Annotated in this window: 15 protein-coding genes; 5 read left to right on the plus strand and 10 right to left on the minus strand. The window is 71.9% G+C overall.

Annotation, left to right across the window (positions count from 1 at the left end; translation table 11 throughout):
• Positions 1 to 14: 14 nt before the first annotated feature.
• The 4 genes from ACZ4O3_RS24330 to ureA are packed head-to-tail and all read right to left on the minus strand — an operon-like array spanning position 15 to position 4,136.
• Complete coding sequence (locus ACZ4O3_RS24330) at positions 15 to 614, minus strand: TetR/AcrR family transcriptional regulator (RefSeq protein WP_362720985.1); 600 nt, start codon at positions 612 to 614, stop codon at positions 15 to 17.
• A gap of 19 nt (positions 615 to 633) precedes the next feature.
• Positions 634 to 1,671: an agmatine deiminase family protein gene (locus ACZ4O3_RS24335; protein ID WP_467724195.1), complete on the minus strand. Its 1,038-nt coding sequence runs from the start codon at positions 1,669 to 1,671 to the stop codon at positions 634 to 636.
• A gap of 39 nt (positions 1,672 to 1,710) precedes the next feature.
• Positions 1,711 to 3,423, minus strand: a complete 1,713-nt coding sequence (locus tag ACZ4O3_RS24340; RefSeq protein ID WP_362720991.1) for an urease subunit alpha — start codon at positions 3,421 to 3,423, stop codon at positions 1,711 to 1,713.
• Positions 3,420 to 4,136 (minus strand): urease subunit gamma, encoded by a 717-nt coding sequence (ureA, locus tag ACZ4O3_RS24345; RefSeq protein WP_467724197.1) that lies wholly within the window; start codon positions 4,134 to 4,136, stop codon positions 3,420 to 3,422. The genes ACZ4O3_RS24340 and ureA overlap by 4 nt, the downstream gene beginning before the upstream one ends.
• A gap of 154 nt (positions 4,137 to 4,290) precedes the next feature.
• On the opposite strand from ureA, the gene ACZ4O3_RS24350 reads away from it, so the two are divergent.
• Entirely contained in the window at positions 4,291 to 5,739 is a 1,449-nt protein-coding gene (locus ACZ4O3_RS24350; RefSeq protein WP_362731708.1) for a cytosine permease, read from the plus strand.
• A 254-nt stretch (positions 5,740 to 5,993) separates the two neighbouring features.
• On the opposite strand, the gene ACZ4O3_RS24355 is transcribed toward ACZ4O3_RS24350, so the two are convergent.
• Entirely contained in the window at positions 5,994 to 7,082 is a 1,089-nt protein-coding gene (locus tag ACZ4O3_RS24355) for a branched-chain amino acid aminotransferase (RefSeq protein ID WP_384995231.1), read from the minus strand.
• A 250-nt stretch (positions 7,083 to 7,332) separates the two neighbouring features.
• A complete protein-coding gene (locus tag ACZ4O3_RS24360; protein WP_362725407.1) occupies positions 7,333 to 8,376 on the minus strand; it encodes a 3-isopropylmalate dehydrogenase in 1,044 nt (347 codons plus the stop codon).
• A gap of 131 nt (positions 8,377 to 8,507) precedes the next feature.
• Between ACZ4O3_RS24360 and ACZ4O3_RS24365 the strand changes: the two genes are divergently transcribed.
• On the plus strand, positions 8,508 to 10,055 hold the full coding sequence (locus ACZ4O3_RS24365) for a purple acid phosphatase family protein (RefSeq protein WP_467724199.1): 1,548 nt from the start codon (positions 8,508 to 8,510) through the stop codon (positions 10,053 to 10,055).
• Between the two features lie 137 nt (positions 10,056 to 10,192).
• Here the strand turns inward: ACZ4O3_RS24365 and ACZ4O3_RS24370 are convergent, their stop codons facing one another.
• The 3 genes from ACZ4O3_RS24370 to ACZ4O3_RS24380 all read right to left on the minus strand — a co-directional run bounded on the left by ACZ4O3_RS24370 (position 10,193) and on the right by ACZ4O3_RS24380 (position 13,409).
• Positions 10,193 to 10,324 carry a hypothetical protein gene (locus tag ACZ4O3_RS24370; protein ID WP_089098576.1) on the minus strand — a complete coding sequence of 44 codons (132 nt, stop codon included), beginning with the start codon at positions 10,322 to 10,324 and terminating at the stop codon, positions 10,193 to 10,195.
• Between the two features lie 389 nt (positions 10,325 to 10,713).
• Complete coding sequence (pruA, locus tag ACZ4O3_RS24375) at positions 10,714 to 12,345, minus strand: L-glutamate gamma-semialdehyde dehydrogenase (RefSeq protein ID WP_467724200.1); 1,632 nt, start codon at positions 12,343 to 12,345, stop codon at positions 10,714 to 10,716.
• Between the two features lie 83 nt (positions 12,346 to 12,428).
• Positions 12,429 to 13,409, minus strand: coding sequence for a proline dehydrogenase family protein (locus ACZ4O3_RS24380; RefSeq protein WP_362731571.1), 981 nt, complete (start codon positions 13,407 to 13,409; stop codon positions 12,429 to 12,431).
• 181 nt (positions 13,410 to 13,590) lie between these two features.
• Here ACZ4O3_RS24380 and ACZ4O3_RS24385 point away from each other — a divergent pair, with 181 nt between their 5' ends.
• Positions 13,591 to 14,847, plus strand: coding sequence for a PucR family transcriptional regulator (locus ACZ4O3_RS24385; protein WP_467724202.1), 1,257 nt, complete (start codon positions 13,591 to 13,593; stop codon positions 14,845 to 14,847).
• Positions 14,848 to 14,905: 58 nt separating this feature from the next.
• Positions 14,906 to 15,475, plus strand: a complete 570-nt coding sequence (locus ACZ4O3_RS24390; RefSeq protein ID WP_467724204.1) for a hypothetical protein — start codon at positions 14,906 to 14,908, stop codon at positions 15,473 to 15,475.
• A 7-nt stretch (positions 15,476 to 15,482) separates the two neighbouring features.
• Here the strand turns inward: ACZ4O3_RS24390 and ACZ4O3_RS24395 are convergent, their stop codons facing one another.
• Positions 15,483 to 16,058, minus strand: a complete 576-nt coding sequence (locus ACZ4O3_RS24395) for a TetR/AcrR family transcriptional regulator (protein WP_362731138.1) — start codon at positions 16,056 to 16,058, stop codon at positions 15,483 to 15,485.
• A gap of 98 nt (positions 16,059 to 16,156) precedes the next feature.
• Here ACZ4O3_RS24395 and ACZ4O3_RS24400 point away from each other — a divergent pair, with 98 nt between their 5' ends.
• Positions 16,157 to 17,674 (plus strand): MFS transporter, encoded by a 1,518-nt coding sequence (locus ACZ4O3_RS24400; RefSeq protein ID WP_467724206.1) that lies wholly within the window; start codon positions 16,157 to 16,159, stop codon positions 17,672 to 17,674.
• Positions 17,675 to 17,822 lie beyond the last annotated feature (148 nt).

The following is a 17,822-nucleotide window of genomic DNA, read 5'->3' on the forward strand; positions in this document are numbered from 1 at the left end:
GGGACGGCGGGATGTCACCTGTCCGCGAGGAGATCCGCGTCCAGGAACTCGCGCACATGGCCGAGAACCTGCGCCCGGTCCGTGCCGCGCAGGCCGATCGCCACGTGGATGGAGAAGCCGTCGAGCAGGGAACGCAGCCGTGCGGCGAACCGGTCGGGATCCACGCGCCGGAACTCGCCGCGTGAGATGCCCTCCGCGAGCAGCGCCACCAGGTCGCGGTGCCAGGCGCCCTCGATGGCGGCCTGGCGGTCGCGGGCCGCCTCGTCGGCGTTCTGCGAGCGGTTCCAGACCTCCAGCCAGAGCGTCCAGTGCGGGTCACGGTGACCGACGGGGACGTACAGGTCGACGTAGGCGTCCAGGCGCTCGCGGGCGGTGCCGCGGCGGGTGAGCAGCCGGCCGCGCTCGGCGCCCAGCCGGCCCTCGCTCCACTCCAGGGTCTGCAGCAGCAGTTCGTCCTTGGAGCGGAAGTAGTAGAGGAGATGGCCGCTGCTCATGCCGACCTGGTGGCCGAGCGCCGCCATGGTGAGCTTCTCCAGACCGCGATCGGCGATCATGTCCATGGCCGCGGCGAGTACGTCCTCGCGGGGCGGGGCCTGTCTGCGCCCACCGGCCATGTAGCTGCTCCTCGTCGTACTAGATCTTCGGCTGCTGCTGGGTGATGCAGTGGATGCCGCCACCGCCGGAGAAGATCGTACGGGCGTCCACCAGGGTGACCGTCCGCTCGGGGAAGAGCCGGCGGAAGATCCCGGCGGCCACCTCGTCGCGCGGGTCGTCGAAGCCGCAGAGCACGACCCCGCCGTTGCAGAGGTAGTGGTTGATGTAGGAGTAGTCGGCCCAGTGGCCGTCGGCCTCCAGGACGGTCGGGGCCGGGACCTCGACGACCTCCAGCGCCCGGCCGCGCGCGTCGGTCTGGGACCTGAGCAGGCCGATGACCTCCCGGGTCACCTCGTGGTCGGGGTGCGCCGGGTCCGGCTGGTGGTGGGCGACGACCACACCCGGGCGGGCGAAGGCGGCGACGATGTCGACGTGCCCGAGGGTGCCGAAGCCGTAGGGGGGGTAGTCGCCGGTGAGACCGCGGGGCAGCCAGACGGCCTTGCGGGTGCCGAGCATCGCGTGGATCTCCGCCTCGACCTCCTCCCGGGTCCGGTCCGGGTTCCGCTCGGGGCCCAGCTGCACGGTCTCGGTCAGCAGCACGGTGCCCTCGCCGTCGACGTGGATCGCACCGCCCTCGTTCACCAGCTTCGAGGCGTACGTCTTGGCGCCCGCGAGGTCCGAGACGTACGCGGCGATCTTCGCGTCGTGCTCCCAGCGGGCCCAGTGCTGGGCTCCCCAGCCGTTGAACGTCCAGTCCACGGCGGCCAGTTCACGCCCGTTACTGAGGAACGTGGGCCCGATGTCCCGCATCCAGGCGTCGTCCAGCTCGCGCTCCACGGTGTCGACGCCCGGGCCGAGCAGGGTCTGGGCGTCCGCCGACTGGCCCGGGCCGCACACCACCGTCACCGGTTCGAAGCGCAGGATCGCGCGGGCCACCGAGGCCCAGGCCATCCGGGAGGCGCGCAGGCCGTCCGGGTCGTCGAAGGTGGGGTTGGGGCCCGGCCACGCCATCCAGGTGCGCTCGTGCGGGGTCCACTCGGCGGGCATCCGGAAGCCGTCGGAGGCGGGAGTGCTCATGCGCGGGTCCATGTGGGGGTCCTTCACGGGCTGTGAAATCTAGAGGAAGTAGAGGCGGTTGAGGGAGACGGAGCCGGCGGGCTCCGAGCGCAGCGGCTCGCCGTCGAGGGTGACCAGCCCGGTGCGCTGGTCGACGTCGACCGCTCCGGTACGGGAGTTGAGCCGCAGGTCGGCGGGGCCGATGCCACGGGTGCCGCGGACCGCGACCCGGCGGCGCCGGGTGGGCATCGTGTCGTTGCCCTGGTCGAGGGCCGCCTGGGCGACGAAGGCCACCGAGATCTCCGCGGGGGTCGCTCCGTGGGCCCCGAACTGCGGTCCCAGGACGAGGGGTTCGCAGGTGTCGGTGGCCGCGTTCGGGTCGCCGGTCACGCCGTACGCCGGGAAGCCGGACTTGAGGACCAGCTGCGGCTTGGCCCCGAAGTACTCGGGCGACCACAGGACGATGTCGGCCAGCTTGCCGGCCTCGATGGAGCCGACCTCGTGCGCGAGGCCGTGGGCGATCGCCGGGTTGATGGTCAGCTTGGCCATGTACCGCAGCACGCGCTCGTTGTCGTGGCCGTCGTCGGGCGCGCCGAGCTCGGCCTTCATCTTGCCGGCCATGGCGAAGGTGCGGCGGACGGTCTCCCCGGCCCGGCCCATGCCCTGCGCGTCGGACGAGGTGATGCCGATCGCGCCCAGGTCGTGCAGCACGTCCTCGGCGCCCATGGTCCCGGCGCGGATGCGGTCGCGGGCCATGGCGGCGTCGCCGGGCAGGTCGGTCTTCAGGTCGTGGACGGAGACGATCATCCCGTAGTGCTCGGCGACCGCGTCCCGGCCGAAGGGCAGGGTGGGGTTGGTGGAGGAGCCGATGACGTTGGGGACACCGGCCATCTTCAGGACGTTGGGCACGTGTCCGCCGCCGCAGCCCTCGATGTGGAAGGCGTGGATGGTGCGGCCCTCCAGCACCCTGAGGGTGTCCTCCACCGACAGGCACTCGTTCAGTCCGTCGCTGTGCAGGGCCACCTGGACGTCGTGTTCCTCGGCGACGCGCAGGGCCGTGTCCAGCGCCCGGGTGTGGGCGCCCATGTCCTCGTGCACCTTGAAGCCGGAGGCGCCGCCCTCGGCCAGCGCCTCGACCAGCGGGGCCGCGTGCGAGGACGAACCCCGTCCGAGGAAGCCGATGTTGACCGGCCAGGCGTCGAAGGCGCCGAACGCGTGCTTCAGCGCCCAGGGCGAGTTGACGCCGACGCCCCACACCGGGCCGAACTCCTGCCCGATGATCGTGGTCACGCCGGAGGCCAGCGAGGCCTCCATGATGCGCGGCGACAACAGGTGCACGTGGGTGTCGACGGCCCCGGCGGTGGCGATCAGGCCCTCGCCGGAGACGATCGAGGTGCCGGTGCCGACCACGACGTCGACGCCGTCGAGGGTGTCGGGGTTCCCGGCCCGTCCGATCGCGCGGATCCGCCCCTCGCGGATGCCGATGGACACCTTCCGGATGCCCTGCACGGCGTCGATGACGACGACGTTGCTGATGACGACGTCGCAGGTCTCGCGGACCGCGGCGGCCTTCAGGTGCAGTCCGTCGCGGGCGGTCTTGCCGAAGCCGGCCAGGAACTCGTCGCCGTAGCGCTGGGAGTCGTCCTCCACGCGGATCACCAGCCCCGAGTCCCCGAGGCGGATCCGGTCGCCGGCACGGGGGCCGTGGGTGGCCGCGTACTCGTACGGCGTGAGGCGGCGGGCCTCGGCCGGGTGGCCTCCGGGACGGCTCATCGGCCTGCCTCCTCGTCGCGGATGCCGTGAACGGCGCCGGTACCCAGGTAGCCACAGGCGGCCGCGCGGCGCAGCGCCTCCTCGCGGGCGCCGGGCGCGTCCAGCGGCCCGTCGACCAGCCCGGCGAAGCCGATGGCGACCCGGGCGCCGCCGATCGGCACCAAGCCGACCTCCAGCGACTCCCCCGGCCCGAAGCGGACGGAGGACCCGGCGGGTACGGCGAGCCGCAGGCCGTAGGCGGCGGCGCGGTCGAAGTCGAGGCGCGGATTGGTCTCGAAGAAGTGGAAGTGGGAGGTGACGGAGACGGGGACGGTCGCGGTGTTGGTCACGGTCAGCCGCAGGACCGCCTCCGCGTCGGTGTGGCCGGGACCCGGGAGCAGTGCGCCCGGCCCCGCCTCGCCCAGCCCGCCGCCCCCGATCGGGTCGGTGACCACCGCGAGCCGTGAGCCGTCGTCGAAGACGGCCTCGACGTGCACCTCGGTGACGACGTCGGCGACGCCGGGCAGCACGTCGGCCGGGCCGAGGACGGAGCGGGCGGCCTCGACGGCCTCGGCGAGCCGCCTGCCGTCCCGGGCCGCCTCGCAGACGGTGTCCGCGATCAGCGCGGTGGCCTCCGGCACGTTGAGCCTGAGGCCCCGGGCGCGGCGGGCCCGGGCCAGCTCGGCGGCTCCGAAGAGCAGCAGCCGGTCGCGTTCCGTGGGGGTCAGTCGCACGTCCCGGTACCTCCTTCGCTTCCTCTTGGCGTGCTCAGCTTGGAGCAACACTCTAAATGCACCGTTGCAAGAAGGGAACCGTTGACATCAACACCAAGGTCACCCACATTGAACGTCGCTCTAACTCTCGGGCGGCCGTCGAAGGAGACCAGCCATGCCGATCGAACAGCGCGGAGTCGACACCATCCCGGACGGTGAACGCACCAGCGGTCCCAAGGACCTGGTCTCGATCCTGCTCGGCTCCAACCTCTGCCTCGGCGTGATCATCTTCGGCTGGCTGCCGCCGTCCTTCGGGCTCGGCTGGTGGGCGTCGGTGAGCGCGATCGTGGCGGGCACGGTGGCCGGCACGGCGTTCACGGCTCCGCTGGCCCTGGTCTCACTGCGTACCGGCACCAACCTGTCCACCTCCTCCGGCGCCCAGTTCGGGGTGCGCGGGCGGCTGGTCGGCTCGGTGGTGGGCCTGCTGCTGGCCCTCGGCTACACCGCGCTGACCGTGTGGATCGGCGGCGACGTGATGGTGGGCGTGCTGAACCGGCTGTTCGGGCTGCCGGCCGACGGGGTGGCGTACGCCGTGGTCTACGGAGTGCTCGCGGCGGCGACCGTGGCGGGCGCGGTCTACGGCTACCGGGTCCTGCTCGCCATGTCCAAGGTGCTCGCCGTCGGCATGACCGCCCTGCTGATCCTCGGGATCATCGCGTACGCGCCGCACTTCACCACCTCGCCGCTGCCGGACGCGGGCGGCTGTCTGCTCGGCGGCTTCTGGCCGACGTGGTGCCTGGCGGCGGTCGCGGCGGGGCTCTCCGGGCCGGTCGCCTTCATCACCCTGCTCGGCGACTACACCCGCTACATCTCCCCCGCCCGCCACTCCTCCCGCCGGGTCCTGCACGGGACCTGGCTGGGGCTGCTCCTGGGCCTGCTGGTGCCGCAGCTGTTCGGCACCTTCACCGCGTACGCGGCACGGTCGGCGACGGACTACGCGGGCCCGCTGGTGTCCGCCTCCCCCGCCTGGTACCTGATCCCGCTCCTGCTCTCCGCCTCGGCGGGCTCGGTCGGCAACGCGGGCCTGATGCTGTACTCGATGGGCCTGGACCTGGACGCGATCCTGCCCCGCGCGTCCAGGGCCCGCGCCACCTACACGGTCGCGATCGTCGCCACGGCCTGCGTCCTCGTCGGCCACTACGCCTGGAACGCGCAGTCCGCGATGACGTCCTTCGTGCTCCTGCTGACGGCGATCGGCACCCCCTGGGCGGTCATCACCCTGATCGGCTTCCGCCGCTGCCGCGGGGTCTACGACGCCGACGCGCTCCAGGTCTTCAACCGCCGGTCGCACGGCGGGATCTACTGGTACCGGGCCGGCTGGAACGTCCGGGCCACGTTCTCCTGGGCCGTGGGCGCGGGCGTGGGCCTGCTGGCGGTCTCCCTCCCGTCGTACGAGGGACCGCTGCTGTCGCTGACCGGCGGGGTGGACTGCAGCTTCCTGCTGTCGGGCCTGGTGGGCGGCGCGCTCTACCTGCTGCTGCCCGCACGCCCGGCCGGCCCGACCCGGCCGGCCGCCGAGGACGACGCCCGCGCGGCGGTGCGTCCCAGCCCCACCGGCGTCTGAGACCGGGTCCGTCCGTCCCGTGGCACCGAACCGGCGGCCGGCACCCGGCCGCCGCGCCGGTCGCACCGGACCCCGGGCCCGCCGGCGACCTGCTCGCCCCCCACACCGGCCGGCGTCGAGGCAGTCCGGGGGCAGGGCCGCGCCCGGCCGGTGCCGGGGTGCGGCATCGCGTGTGCGTCCGGGGTGTCCCGCCACCCGCCGGCGCACCTCCCCCGCGGGGGAGACGGCGCGTGGCGCGCGGACGGCCGGACCGGTCAGCCGAGCTCGTGCATCCAGCCGTGCTTGTCGACGACCTTGCCGCGCTGGATGTCGAGGAGGGCCTCACGGAGCTTCATGGTCACCTCGCCCGGCTCACCGCCCGACTGCAGCCACTCGGCGCCGCTGCGCTTGACCGTGCCGACCGGGGTGATGACGGCCGCCGTGCCGCAGGCGAAGACCTCGGTGAGGGTGCCGTTCTCCGCGTCGCGCTGCCACTGCTCGATGGAGACCCTCGCCTCCTCGGACTCGTAGCCGAGGTCGCGGGCGACGGTGAGGAGGGAGTCACGCGTGACACCCTCGAGGATCGAGCCGCTGAGGGTCGGCGTGACGATCTTGTCTCCGTACACGAAGTACAGGTTCATGCCGCCCAGTTCCTCGACCCACTTGTGCTCGACCGCGTCGAGGTAGCAGACCTGGTCGCAGCCCTGGGCGGCGGCCTCGGCCTGGGCGAGCAGTGAGGCCGCGTAGTTGCCGCCGGTCTTGGCGTCGCCCATGCCGCCGGGGACGGCGCGCACCCGGTCCTCGGAGGCCCAGATGGAGACCGGCCGGACCCCGCCCGGGAAGTACGCGCCGGCCGGGGAGGCGATGACCAGGAAGAGGTACTCGTTGGCCGGCTTGACGCCCAGACCGACCTCAGTGGCGATCATGAAGGGGCGCAGGTAGAGGGACTCCTCGCCGCCATGGGCCGGAACCCAGTCCTTGTCCTGCTGGACGAGCAGGTCACAGGCCTCGATGAAGGTCTCCACCGGCAGTTCGGGCATGGCGAGGCGGCGGGCGGAGCGCTGGAAGCGCTTGGCGTTCTGGTCGGGACGGAAGGTGGCCACCGAGCCGTCCGGGCGGCGGTAGGCCTTCAGTCCCTCGAAGATCTCCTGGGCGTAGTGCAGGACGTTGGTGGCCGGGTCGAGGGGGATCGGCGCGTACGGAACGAGCTGGCCGTCGTGCCAGCCACGGCCCTCGGTCCACTTGATCATCACCATGTGGTCGGTGAAGTGGCGGCCGAATCCGGGGTTGGCGAGGATCGCCTCGCGCTCGGCGGCGGCGAGCGGATGCGCGGACGGCTTGAGCTCGATCGTGGGCGTCGTCATGAGTGGTAATCCTTCACCGGTTGTAGTGATGGGCCGCGCTCACGCCCGTACGCCGGTGTCCACTGGTAGGACGTCCGAGCATTCCCTCGTACCGCGGCTCCGCGTTCGATTATCGCGCGGGGCCGGGGCGGAAGGAATCAGGGTGAAAGCGGACCCGGGGTTGATGGTGGCACCCGGCGGCAGACATGGGGAAGCCGCCGGGCGCCTGTGCGACCCGGCGGCTTTCGAAGTGGTTCGGCGGCGCGGCGGGTCAGCCGGCTACTCGTACGGCGAGGGCGTCGCCGATCTCCGAGGTGGAGCGGGCGGGCCTGCCCTGGCGTTCGGTGAGGTCGGCGGTGACCGCCTCCTCGATCCGGGCGGCCTCCGCGTCGTAGCCGAGGTGACGCAGCAGCAGGGCGACGGACAGCACGGTGGCCGTGGGGTCGGCCTTGCCCTGGCCCGCGATGTCCGGCGCGGAACCGTGGACCGGCTCGAACATCGAGGGGAACTCGCGGGAGGGGTTGATGTTCCCGCTGGCGGCGACGCCGATCCCGCCGGAGACGGCCGCGGCGAGGTCGGTGATGATGTCGCCGAAGAGGTTGTCGGTGACGATCACGTCGAAGCGGGCCGGATCGGTGACCAGGTAGATGGTCGCCGCGTCGACGTGGATGTAGTCCGTGGTGACGTCGGGGAACTCCCCGGCCACCTTGTTGAAGACGTCCGTCCACAGGTGCCCGGCGAAGGTCAGCACGTTGTTCTTGTGGACCAGCGTGAGCTTCTTGCGCGGGCGGGCCTGGGCGCGGGCGAAGGCGTCCCGGACGACCCGCTCCACACCGTAGGCCGTGTTGACGGACACCTCGGTGGCGACCTCGTGCTCGGTGCCCTTGCGGATGGTGCCGCCGTTGCCGGTGTACGGGCCCTCGGTGCCCTCGCGGACCACGACGAAGTCGATCTGCGGGTCGCCGGCCAGCGGAGTGGCGACACCCGGGAGGAGCTTCGACGGACGCAGGTTGACGTGGTGGTCGAAGGCGAAGCGGAGCTTGAGCAGGAAGCCGCGCTCCAGGACACCGGAGGGGACGCTGGGGTCGCCGATCGCGCCCAGCAGGATGACGTCGTGCTTCTTCAGCGCGTCGAGGTCGGCGTCCGTGAGGGTCTCACCGGTGGCGTGATAACGCTGGGCACCGAAGTCGTACTCCTTGGTCTCCAGCTTCACGTCCTCCGGGAGGACGGCGGAGAGGACCTTGAGGCCTTCGGCCACGACTTCCTGCCCGATGCCGTCACCGGGGATCACTGCGAGATCGATGCTGCGAGACATGTCGGCACCCTACTCCCCGTCCCATGGGATGACACACGGTGTCCGCCATCCGGACATCGCGGGTCGTCGCGCAGCCCGGCGTTCACCCGTACGTGTGGCTGGTGTTGGCCTGCGCTGGGCACGTTGCTCCCATGGACCTTCCCGACTTCGGCATTCCGCCGCGGCTCGCCGCCCGGATGAGCACGGCCGAGCAGTACGCGTACCTGCGCGGCCGGCTGGTGAGCCGCCGCGCGCTGGTGACGGCGGGCACGACGGCGGGTGCCGGCCTGGTCACCGGGTGCGCGACGAAGTCGGCGACCCCGGCGCCGGACACCTCGGCGGTGCGCGGGGCGGCCGTCGTGCCGTTCGGCCGCCATCTCGCCTTCGGCGCCGACCCGAGGACGCGGATGCGGATCTCCTGGCAGGTGCCGTTCGCGGTGAAGAAGCCGTTCGTGCGGATCGGCACACGCCCGGACGATCTGGGCCGGCGCGTCGCCGCGGAGATCCGGCACCTGCACACGCCCGGGATGCGGGGGGTGCGGCCGGTGGTCGAGCAGTACTACGTCCACGCGGCCCTGGACGGCCTGACCCCGGGGACGACGTACTACTACGGCGTCGGCCACGACGGCTGGGACCCGGCCGCCCCCGGCCACCGCTCCTCCATCGCCCCCTTCCGGACCGCGCCCGCGAGTCCGGAGCGGTTCGTGTTCACGGCCTTCGGCGACCAGGGCGTCAGCCAGGCCGGAAAGGCCGCCGACAACGCGCTGCTGAAGCAGGACCCGGCCTTCCACCTCCACGCGGGTGACATCTGCTACGCGGACGGCAACGGCTCCGGCCGTACCTCCGACGGCTACGACGCCCGCGAGTGGGACCGGTTCCTGCGGCAGAACGACCCGGTGGCACGCTCGGTCCCCTGGATGGTGACGACCGGCAACCACGACATGGAGGCCTGGTACTCCCCCGACGGCTACGGCGGCCAGTACGCCCGCTTCGCCCTGCCCGACAACGGCTTCGACCCGCGCGGGGCGCCGGGCGTGTACTCCTTCACCTACGGCAACGTCGGCTTCGTGGCGCTGGACGCCAACGACGTGTCGTACGAGATCCCCGCCAACCTCGGTTACAGCGGCGGCCGGCAGACGAAGTGGCTGGAGGAGAGGCTGAAGCAGTTGCGGACCACGCCGGACGTCGACTTCGTGGTCGTCTTCTTCCACCACTGCGCGTACTCGACGTCCTCGCACGCCTCCGACGGCGGGATCCGGGCCGCCTGGCTGCCGCTGTTCACCAGATACCAGGTGGACCTGGTCGTCAACGGGCACAACCACGTCTACGAGCGCACCGACGCGGTGAAGGGCGGCGGGGTCGGGCGCGCGGTCCCGGTCGGCGGCTCGACCGACCCGACGCGGGACGGGATCGTGTACGTCACCGCGGGCGGCGGCGGGCGTGACCTGTACTCGTTCCCGTCCGGCGTCAAGGACAGCTACGAGGGGCACGTCACCCGGCACGGCGCGGTGCGCAGCTTCCACTGGGCCAAGGGGCAGCACAACGTGGCGGAGACCGTGGAGTGGTCGCGGGTGCGGTACACCGGCTTCTCGTTCCTCAGGGTCGAGGCGGAGGCGGGTACCACCCCGAGGCTGAGGGTGTCCGCGCTGGCGCAGAGCGGTGCGCGGATCGACCACTTCGAGATACGCCGTGGCGGCTGACCCCGGCGGGCCGGTACCGCGCCGTCCGCGCGGGCACGCCCCGGAGTACGGCACGGCGTCCCGGCCGCGCCGTACTCCGTGCGGATACGGCTCCCGTACAAGGGCGTTACACGTGTTACCGGCGGTCCCGGGTGGGATCAGTGGCCGGTCTCGCCGCCGTTGTCACGGCGGTCGAGGGCGCGCTGGAGTGCGGCGGCGGCGTTCTTGCGCTCGGACTCGCTGGTCCGGGACACGTGGCGGACGCGGCGGCGGACGGTCGTCTCGGCCATGGGAATCGACTCCTTCGGCATACACAGGGAGTACGGCAATGGGGGGTTGCGAGACGCCGGAAGGGGCGGGGAGCGGTGCCGCAGGGGTTGCCTGCACGGGGCCCGGCTCACGACCGCCATTCGCTTGATCGAGCGAGACGTTCGGCTCCTACAAAAATAGGGGAACGGCCCGCTTCTGTCTGCACAATTACTCGGACTTCCTACTATCTGAGACGGCGGAGCGGGTGACACCGCCCTGAGCTGCCCCTTCGTGCGTTCGGGGGGTCACCCGAACGCAGCCGTCAGGCCGGGGTGCCGTACGGGACGGCCGGGCCGCCCGCGCATGGGAACGGGCCGGGAAGCCTGCTCGTGGGTCAGGCTTCCCGGCCCGTGCTCGGGTGGGCTGCGGGTCAGCCCATGTGCGGGTAGGAGTAGTCGGTCGGGGCGACCAGGGTCTCCTTGATCGCGCGGGTCAGCGTCCAGCGCAGCAGGTTCTGCGGGGCGCCGGCCTTGTCGTTGGTGCCGGAGGCACGGCCGCCGCCGAAGGGCTGCTGGCCGACGACGGCACCGGTCGACTTGTCGTTGATGTAGAAGTTGCCGGCCGCGTAGCGCAGCTTCTCCATCGTGTACGCCGCCGCCGCGCGGTCGCCGGCGATGACCGAGCCGGTGAGCGCGTACTCGGACACCGACTCCATCTGGGTCAGCATCTCGTCGTAGCTGTCGTCCTCGTAGACGTGCACGGCGAGGAACGGACCGAAGTACTCGGTGCGGAAGACCTCGTTGTCCGGGTCGGAGCACTCGACGACGGTCGGGCGGACGAAGTAGCCGACCGAGTCGTCGTAGGAGCCGCCCGCGACGATGGTGCAGGTCGGGTCCTCCTTGGCGCGGTCGATCGCGGCCTTGTTCTTGGCGAAGGCACGGTCGTCGATCACGGCGCCGATGAAGTTCGACAGGTCGGTGACGTCACCCATGGTGAGGTGCTCGATCTCGGCGGCGAACTCCTCCTTGAAGCCGGAGTTCCAGATGGACGCCGGGATGTACGCGCGGGAGGTCGCCGAGCACTTCTGGCCCTGGTACTCGAAGGCGCCACGGGTCAGCGCGGTCTTGAGCACCGCGCGGTCGGCCGACGGGTGGGCGACCACGAAGTCCTTGCCGCCGGTCTCGCCGACCAGACGCGGGTAGGTGCGGTACTTCTCGATGTTGTTGCCGACCGTCTTCCACAGGTGCTGGAAGGTCTTGGTGGAGCCGGTGAAGTGGATGCCGGCGAGGTCGCGGTGGACCAGGGCGACCTCGGAGACCTCGATGCCGTCACCGGTGACGAGGTTGATGACGCCCTTGGGCAGCCCGGCCTCCTCCAGCAGCTGCATGAGCAGCACGGCGGCGTGGGTCTGGGTCGGGGACGGCTTCCAGACCACCACGTTGCCCATGAGGGCGGGGGCGGTGGGCAGGTTGGCCGCGATCGCCGAGAAGTTGAAGGGGGTGATCGCGTAGACGAAGCCCTCCAGCGGGCGGTGGTCCATGCGGTTCCACACGCCCGGGGAGTTGGCCGGGGGCTGCTCGGCCAGGATCTGGCGGGCGTAGTGGACGTTGAAGCGCCAGAAGTCGACGAGTTCGCAGGGGCTGTCGATCTCGGCCTGCTGGGCGGTCTTGGACTGGCCGAGCATGGTGGAGGCGGCGATGGTCTCGCGCCACGGGCCGGAGAGCAGCTCGGCGGCGCGCAGGATGATCGCCGCGCGGTCGTCGAAGGACATCGCGCGCCAGGCCGGCGCGGCGGCCAGGGCCGCGTCGACGGCGTCCTGCGCGTCCTGCCGGGTGGCGTGCCGGCCGGTGCCGATGACGGCCTTGTGGTTGTGCGGCTGCACCACCTGGAACTGCTCGCCGCCGCCGAGCCGCTTCTCGCCGCCGATGGTCATCGGCAGCTCGATCGGGTTCTCGGCCAGCTCCTTGAGCTTGGCCTCCAGGCGGGCGCGCTCGGATGAGCCGGGGGCGTAGCCGTGCACCGGCTCGTTGACGGGGGTGGGGACCTGGGTCACGGCGTCCATGAGATCCGTAGCTCCTTGTACGTGAGCGGGGTGTGCCGGGAGGGGGTGGGAGTGAGGCGGGCGGCGGGCGGGAGGGGTTCGCCTCAGCCCTTGCTGAGCATGGAGCGGAGGAAGAAGCGCAGGTTCGCCGGCTTCTCCGCGAGCCGGCGCATGAAATAGCCGTACCAGTCGGTGCCGTAGGCGGTGTAGACACGCATCCGGTGGCCCTCGGCGGCCAGCCGCAGGTGCTCGTCGCCGCGGATGCCGTACAGCATCTGGAACTCGTACTCGTTGGGCTTGCGCCCTGCGCGCCGTGCGAGTTCCTGCGCTATGGAGATGAGGCGCGGGTCGTGGGAGCCGACCATCGGGTACCCCTCGCCCTCCATGAGAGTCTTGAGGATCCGCACGTACGCCTTGTCGATCTCGTGCTTCTGCTGGTAGGCGACCTCGGCGGGCTCCTTGTAGGCGCCCTTGACCAGCCGGACCCGGCTGCCGGCCGCGGCCAGGCGGCGGGCGTCGGCCTCGGTACGGAAGAGGTAGGCCTGGATGACGCAGCCGGTCTGCGGGAAGTCCTTCCGCAGTTCCTCGTGGATGGCGAACATCGAGTCGAGGGTGGTGTGGTCCTCGGCGTCGAGGGTCACGGTGGTGCCGATGGCGGCGGCGGCCTCGACGACCGGGCGGACGTTGGCGAGGGCCAGCTCGTGGCCGCCGTGGAATGCAGGTGCGGGCCCGGAGGGCCCTTCGAGCAGGGTGGTGCTGGGCGACGGGAGGGCCTGGCCGAACATCGACAGCTTCACCGACATCTCGACGCGCTCGCCGAGACCGAGGTCCCGCAGCCGGTCGATCAGCGCCAGGTACGCGTCCCGGGCGGCGGTGGCCTGCTCCGGGGTGGTGATGTCCTCGCCGACGACATCCATGGTCAGCTCCAGGCCGCGGCCGGTGAGCTGCTCGATGATCGGGACGATGTCGTCGACCGACTCACCGGGGATGAAGCGGTCGACGACCTGCTTCGTCACCGGGGCAGCCGAGATGAGACGACGCATCCGGTCGCTGCGCGACGCGGCGAGAATCACGGGACCCAGCACGGGGCACCTCCACAACACATGCCAGAACGGCCGCGATCCGACGAGGTGGATACGGCACGGAGAACCACCGTGAAAGTTAGAGATCCCTCCGATCGTGAGCCATCGACAGCTGTCACGCATCCGTGCCGCCGATCTCAGACAGATGTATGAAGGCACTCGGGAATTGCGGGAGAATGCCCGGGTGACGTCGGAATTCAAGGGTGACTACCAGGAGCTGGTCGACGAGATCTCCGAGCTGCTGGGTGTCCCGGCGACCCTGGAGAACCGCGACTTCGAGCTGCTCGCCTTCGGGGCGTACGACAGCGAGGGCGACCTCGATCCCTCGGCGCTGGACCCGGTCCGGACCCGCTCGATCCTGACCCGGCGCTCCACGGCGGCGGTCCGCACCTGGTTCGAGGGGTTCGGCATCACCCGGGCCACCGGACCGGTCCGCATCCCGCCGACGCCTGAGGCGGGGGTGTACCGGGGAAGGATCTGCCTGCCGGTACGCCATCGGGGTGTGGTCCTCGGCTATGTGTGGCTGCTGGACGACGATCCGGGTCCGACCGACGTCCAGCTGGCCGCCGCCATGGGGGTGGCGGGGCGGATCGGCGCCCTGCTCGCGGACGAGGCGCAGGCGGGAGCGGGCCTGGGCCGGGAGCTGCGGGCGGTGCTGGTCGCCGAGCACGGCTGGCAGCGGGACATGGCGGTGGCGGAGTTCCGTACCGCCCTCGGCGTCCGCGCGGACGGTCCGCACACGATGGTCTGCGTCGCCCCCTGGCCGTCCGCCGACCCGGACGACGCCCCGTCCCCGCGCACGGTCCCGCACGCCACCGCCCTGTGCACGCTGCCGTGGGGGACCGCGGGCCACTGCCTCGCCGTCCTGGTCCGGCTGCGCAGCACGGACACGGCCACCCCCGCCCTGACGGCCGCCACGCGTCTGCTCAGGGAGGCGGAGGAGGCCCGGCCGGCCCCGGTGCGCGGGGCCGGGGCGCGCCCGGCCGCCGCCGTCACCGCGGGGTCCACCGGCACGGCCGCGGCGGCACAGGGCCGCGCCGCCGGGGTGGGCGAGGCCCGGACGGGCCTCGCGGACCTGGGCACGGTCTGGCAGGAGGCCGCGGCCGCCACCCGCGCCGCGCTGGCCGAGCCGCGGTTCGGGCCGGTCGCCGAGTGGGCGCGCATCGGCCCCTACCGGCTGCTGACCACGCTGCCGGTAGGGGCCTCGCACGATCCCGCGGTGGCCGGCCTGCTCACCCCGGCCCACCGCGAACTGGCCCGTACCGCCGAGGCGTACCTGGACTGCGCGGGCCAGGCGGGCCGCACGGCCGGGACCCTCGGCATCCACCGGCAGACCCTGTACTACCGGCTGTCCCGCGTGGAACAGCTCACCGGCCTCGACCTGGACGACGGAGAGGACCGCCTGCTGCTGCACATGGCGTTGAAGAGGGCGCGGCTGTAGTCGCTGGTCGCCGTATGCTCAGCCTGCTGGTACGTCCGGCTGTCAACGGGGGTCTGACATGGGTGACTTCACGAGAACCACCGCGGCGGCGGCGCAGGACGTCCCGGGGGACGCGGCCGGCCGGCGCGGCCGGGGCCGTCGGCCGGCCCGGCCGGCGGTCGCCCTGCTCGCCCTCGCCGTACTGGCGGGCGGGGCCGTGTGGCTGCTGCGGGACGAGCTGTTCCACCCCTTCGGCGACGACCGGGCCTGCTCCGGCAGCGACCAGCGGCTGCCCGGCACGATCAGCGCCGGCGGTACCCGGATCCCCGCCGACGCCTCCGACGTGCACTACTACGTCCACAACGGCAGCGCCGCGCTCACCTTCGAGAGCGGCCTGCTCGCGGACTACCTGCGCAGCGCGGGCCTCGTCCCACGGGACGGGGAGCTGTTCGCCGAGACGTACGGCACCAAGGGCGTCGCCGGCGAAGGATTCGCCCTCCCGGCGGGGCTGTGCGGCACCGCCCTGCGGGACCCGGTCTTCACCTACCGGACCGTGAACGGCGTCGGCGTCACCGTCGAACGCTCACCGCTGTTCGGCGACTCCCTCCGCTTCCCGGCCCGCGCGGTGATCACCTACCCCGTCGGCTGACGGCCGGTCAGGCGCGGGTCGCGGCCTCGACGATCCGGCGCAGGCCGTCGGTGAGCGCCTCGCCGTCGGGTGCGGTCTTCGGGTCGAAGGTCCAGCGCGCGATGAGGCCGGACATCAGCGTCATGTAGAACTGGCCGAGGGTGTCGGCGGTCTCGTCGGACACCTGCTCCTCCGGTACCCCCATCAGCAGTGCGGTCAGCCCCCGGCCGCCCTCGCGCTGGGACCGCGCCAACTGGTCCCGCACCTCGGGCATCTGGTCGCCCATCACCATGATCTCCATGCCGAGCCGCCACATCGAGCCGGGCTCGCGCATGCTGTCGACGATGTTCGACCACACCTCACGGAACCGCTCCAGGGAGCCGGGCGCGCCGGTGAGCCCGCCGTCGCCGCCCTCGAAGGACATCTCCTCCACCAGCGCGATGTAGGCCTGCGCGAGCAGCGCGTCCTTGGAACCGTAGTGGTAGCCGATCGAGGCGAGGTTGGTCCCCGACTCCTTGACGATGTCGCGCGCCGTCGTCCGCGCGAACCCCTTCTCCAGCAGGCAGCGCTTGGCGCCTTCCAGCAGATCCTCACGGTGTCCCATGCGGGCCACCTTACCCCGAGATCCATACAACCGTCCCAGACGGATGACTTATACAATCGTTCTAGACAGCCGTTTAATACGCCCGTACATTCCTTGGCATGACGAACCCGACGAGCACGACCACGAGCACAGCCGAGACCGACTACCGTGCGGGGCGCCGCGAATGGACCGCACTCGGGGTGCTGATGCTGCCGCTGCTCCTTGTCTCCATGGACGTATCGGTCCTGTACTTCGCGCTTCCGGCGATCGGCGCCGACCTCCGCCCGAGCGGCACCCAGCAGCTGTGGATCCTGGACATCTACGGCTTCGTCCTGGCCGGTCTGCTGATGACGACGGGCGCTCTCGGCGACCGCATCGGCCGCCGGCGGCTGCTGCTGATCGGCGCCACGGCCTTCGGCGGCGCCTCGCTGCTCGCCGCGTACGCCGACAGCGCCGGGACCCTGATCGCCGCCCGCGCGCTCCTCGGCATCGGCGGCGCGACCCTGATGCCGTCCACGATGGCCCTGCTGCGGACGATGTTCACCGACCCCGGGCAGCGGGCGAAGGCGATCGGCCTGTGGTCCGGTGTGATGACGGGCGGCATCGCGCTCGGCTCGGTGATGAGCGGGATCCTCGTGGAGCACTTCTGGTGGGGCTCGGTCTTCCTGGTCAACCTGCCCGCGATGGTGCTGCTGCTGGTGCTCGGCCCGATCCTGCTCCCCGAGTCCAGGAACCCCTCCCCCGGCCGCTTCGACTGGCTGAGCGTCCCGCTCTCGATGGCCGCCGTGCTCCCGGTGGTCTACGGCGTGAAGGAGATCCCCTCCGAGGGCTGGCACCCGCTGTACGTCGTCTCGGTCACCATCGGCCTGCTCTTCGCCGCGCTCTTCGTCCGGCGCCAGCGCACCGGCGCCTCCCCGCTGATCCCGCCGGGCCTGCTGAAGGGGCACGGCTTCACCCCGGCACTGGTCCTGACCCTTCTCGCCTCGCTCGCCATGATGGGATCGGCGATCTACACCACGCAGTACCTGCAGGCGGTGCTCGGCAAGAGCCCTCTGGAGGCCGCGCTGTGGAGCCTGCTGCCCTCGGTCTTCATCGGGGCCGCCGGTCCCCTCACGGCACGGCTGGTCCAGCGGGGCGTCGACCGGGGCTACGTCGTCGCCGGCGGCTTCACGGCCATGGCGGCCGGGTTCGTCCTGCTCGCCCTCGTCGGCACCGACTCGCTGTGGCTGGTGCTGGCCGGGGCCGGCGTCCTGGCCTGCGGGATGGTCGCGATCATGTCCCAGCTGACCGACCTCGCGATGACCAGTGCGCCGGTGGAACAGGCGGGCACCGCCTCCTCGCTGCTGGAGACCGGCGCGGAGTTCGGCGGGGCGCTCGGCATGGCGGTGCTGGGGTCGGTCGGTACGGCGGTCTACCGTCACGAGATGCCGGCCACGGCTCCGGCGGCGGCCCGCGAGACGCTGGGCGGCGCGCTGGCCACGGCGGGCCGGCTGCCGGGGCACACGGGAGACGCCCTGCTGCACACCGCGCGGGAGGCGTTCACCAGCGGCATGCAGGGAGCGGCGATCACCGGGGCGCTGCTGCTGGTGCCGGCGGCGGCGGGGGCGGCGGTGACGCTGCGCAGGATCGGCAAGTAGCCGGAGACACGGGTGCGGGGGGGGGCGGGAGGGTCCTTGTGCTCGCCCCCCCGGGGGGCGCCTGTGTTGGACAAAGGTCCCCGCACCGGGCACAGTGACGTCCACCCTCCCCCCGAACCCTACCAGGAGAACAAGGGGGCGCATGTCG

It is taken from the genome of Streptomyces sp. NPDC026515 (assembly GCF_055567595.1).

What these genes read in the sequence shown, in the direction of transcription:
- ACZ4O3_RS24395 (WP_362731138.1), bottom strand. Translation starts at nt 16,058, where the DNA reads ATGGGACACCGTGAGGATCTGCTGGAAGGCGCCAAGCGCTGCCTGCTG.
- ACZ4O3_RS24340 (WP_362720991.1), bottom strand. Translation starts at nt 3,423, where the DNA reads ATGAGCCGTCCCGGAGGCCACCCGGCCGAGGCCCGCCGCCTCACGCCG.
- ACZ4O3_RS24330 (WP_362720985.1), bottom strand. Translation starts at nt 614, where the DNA reads ATGGCCGGTGGGCGCAGACAGGCCCCGCCCCGCGAGGACGTACTCGCC.
- ACZ4O3_RS24400 (WP_467724206.1), top strand. Translation starts at nt 16,157, where the DNA reads ATGACGAACCCGACGAGCACGACCACGAGCACAGCCGAGACCGACTAC.
- ACZ4O3_RS24365 (WP_467724199.1), top strand. Translation starts at nt 8,508, where the DNA reads ATGGACCTTCCCGACTTCGGCATTCCGCCGCGGCTCGCCGCCCGGATG.
- ACZ4O3_RS24370 (WP_089098576.1), bottom strand. Translation starts at nt 10,324, where the DNA reads ATGGCCGAGACGACCGTCCGCCGCCGCGTCCGCCACGTGTCCCGGACC.
- ACZ4O3_RS24335 (WP_467724195.1), bottom strand. Translation starts at nt 1,671, where the DNA reads ATGAGCACTCCCGCCTCCGACGGCTTCCGGATGCCCGCCGAGTGGACC.
- ACZ4O3_RS24360 (WP_362725407.1), bottom strand. Translation starts at nt 8,376, where the DNA reads ATGTCTCGCAGCATCGATCTCGCAGTGATCCCCGGTGACGGCATCGGG.
- ACZ4O3_RS24390 (WP_467724204.1), top strand. Translation starts at nt 14,906, where the DNA reads ATGGGTGACTTCACGAGAACCACCGCGGCGGCGGCGCAGGACGTCCCG.
- pruA (WP_467724200.1), bottom strand. Translation starts at nt 12,345, where the DNA reads ATGGACGCCGTGACCCAGGTCCCCACCCCCGTCAACGAGCCGGTGCAC.
- ACZ4O3_RS24355 (WP_384995231.1), bottom strand. Translation starts at nt 7,082, where the DNA reads ATGACGACGCCCACGATCGAGCTCAAGCCGTCCGCGCATCCGCTCGCC.
- ACZ4O3_RS24350 (WP_362731708.1), top strand. Translation starts at nt 4,291, where the DNA reads ATGCCGATCGAACAGCGCGGAGTCGACACCATCCCGGACGGTGAACGC.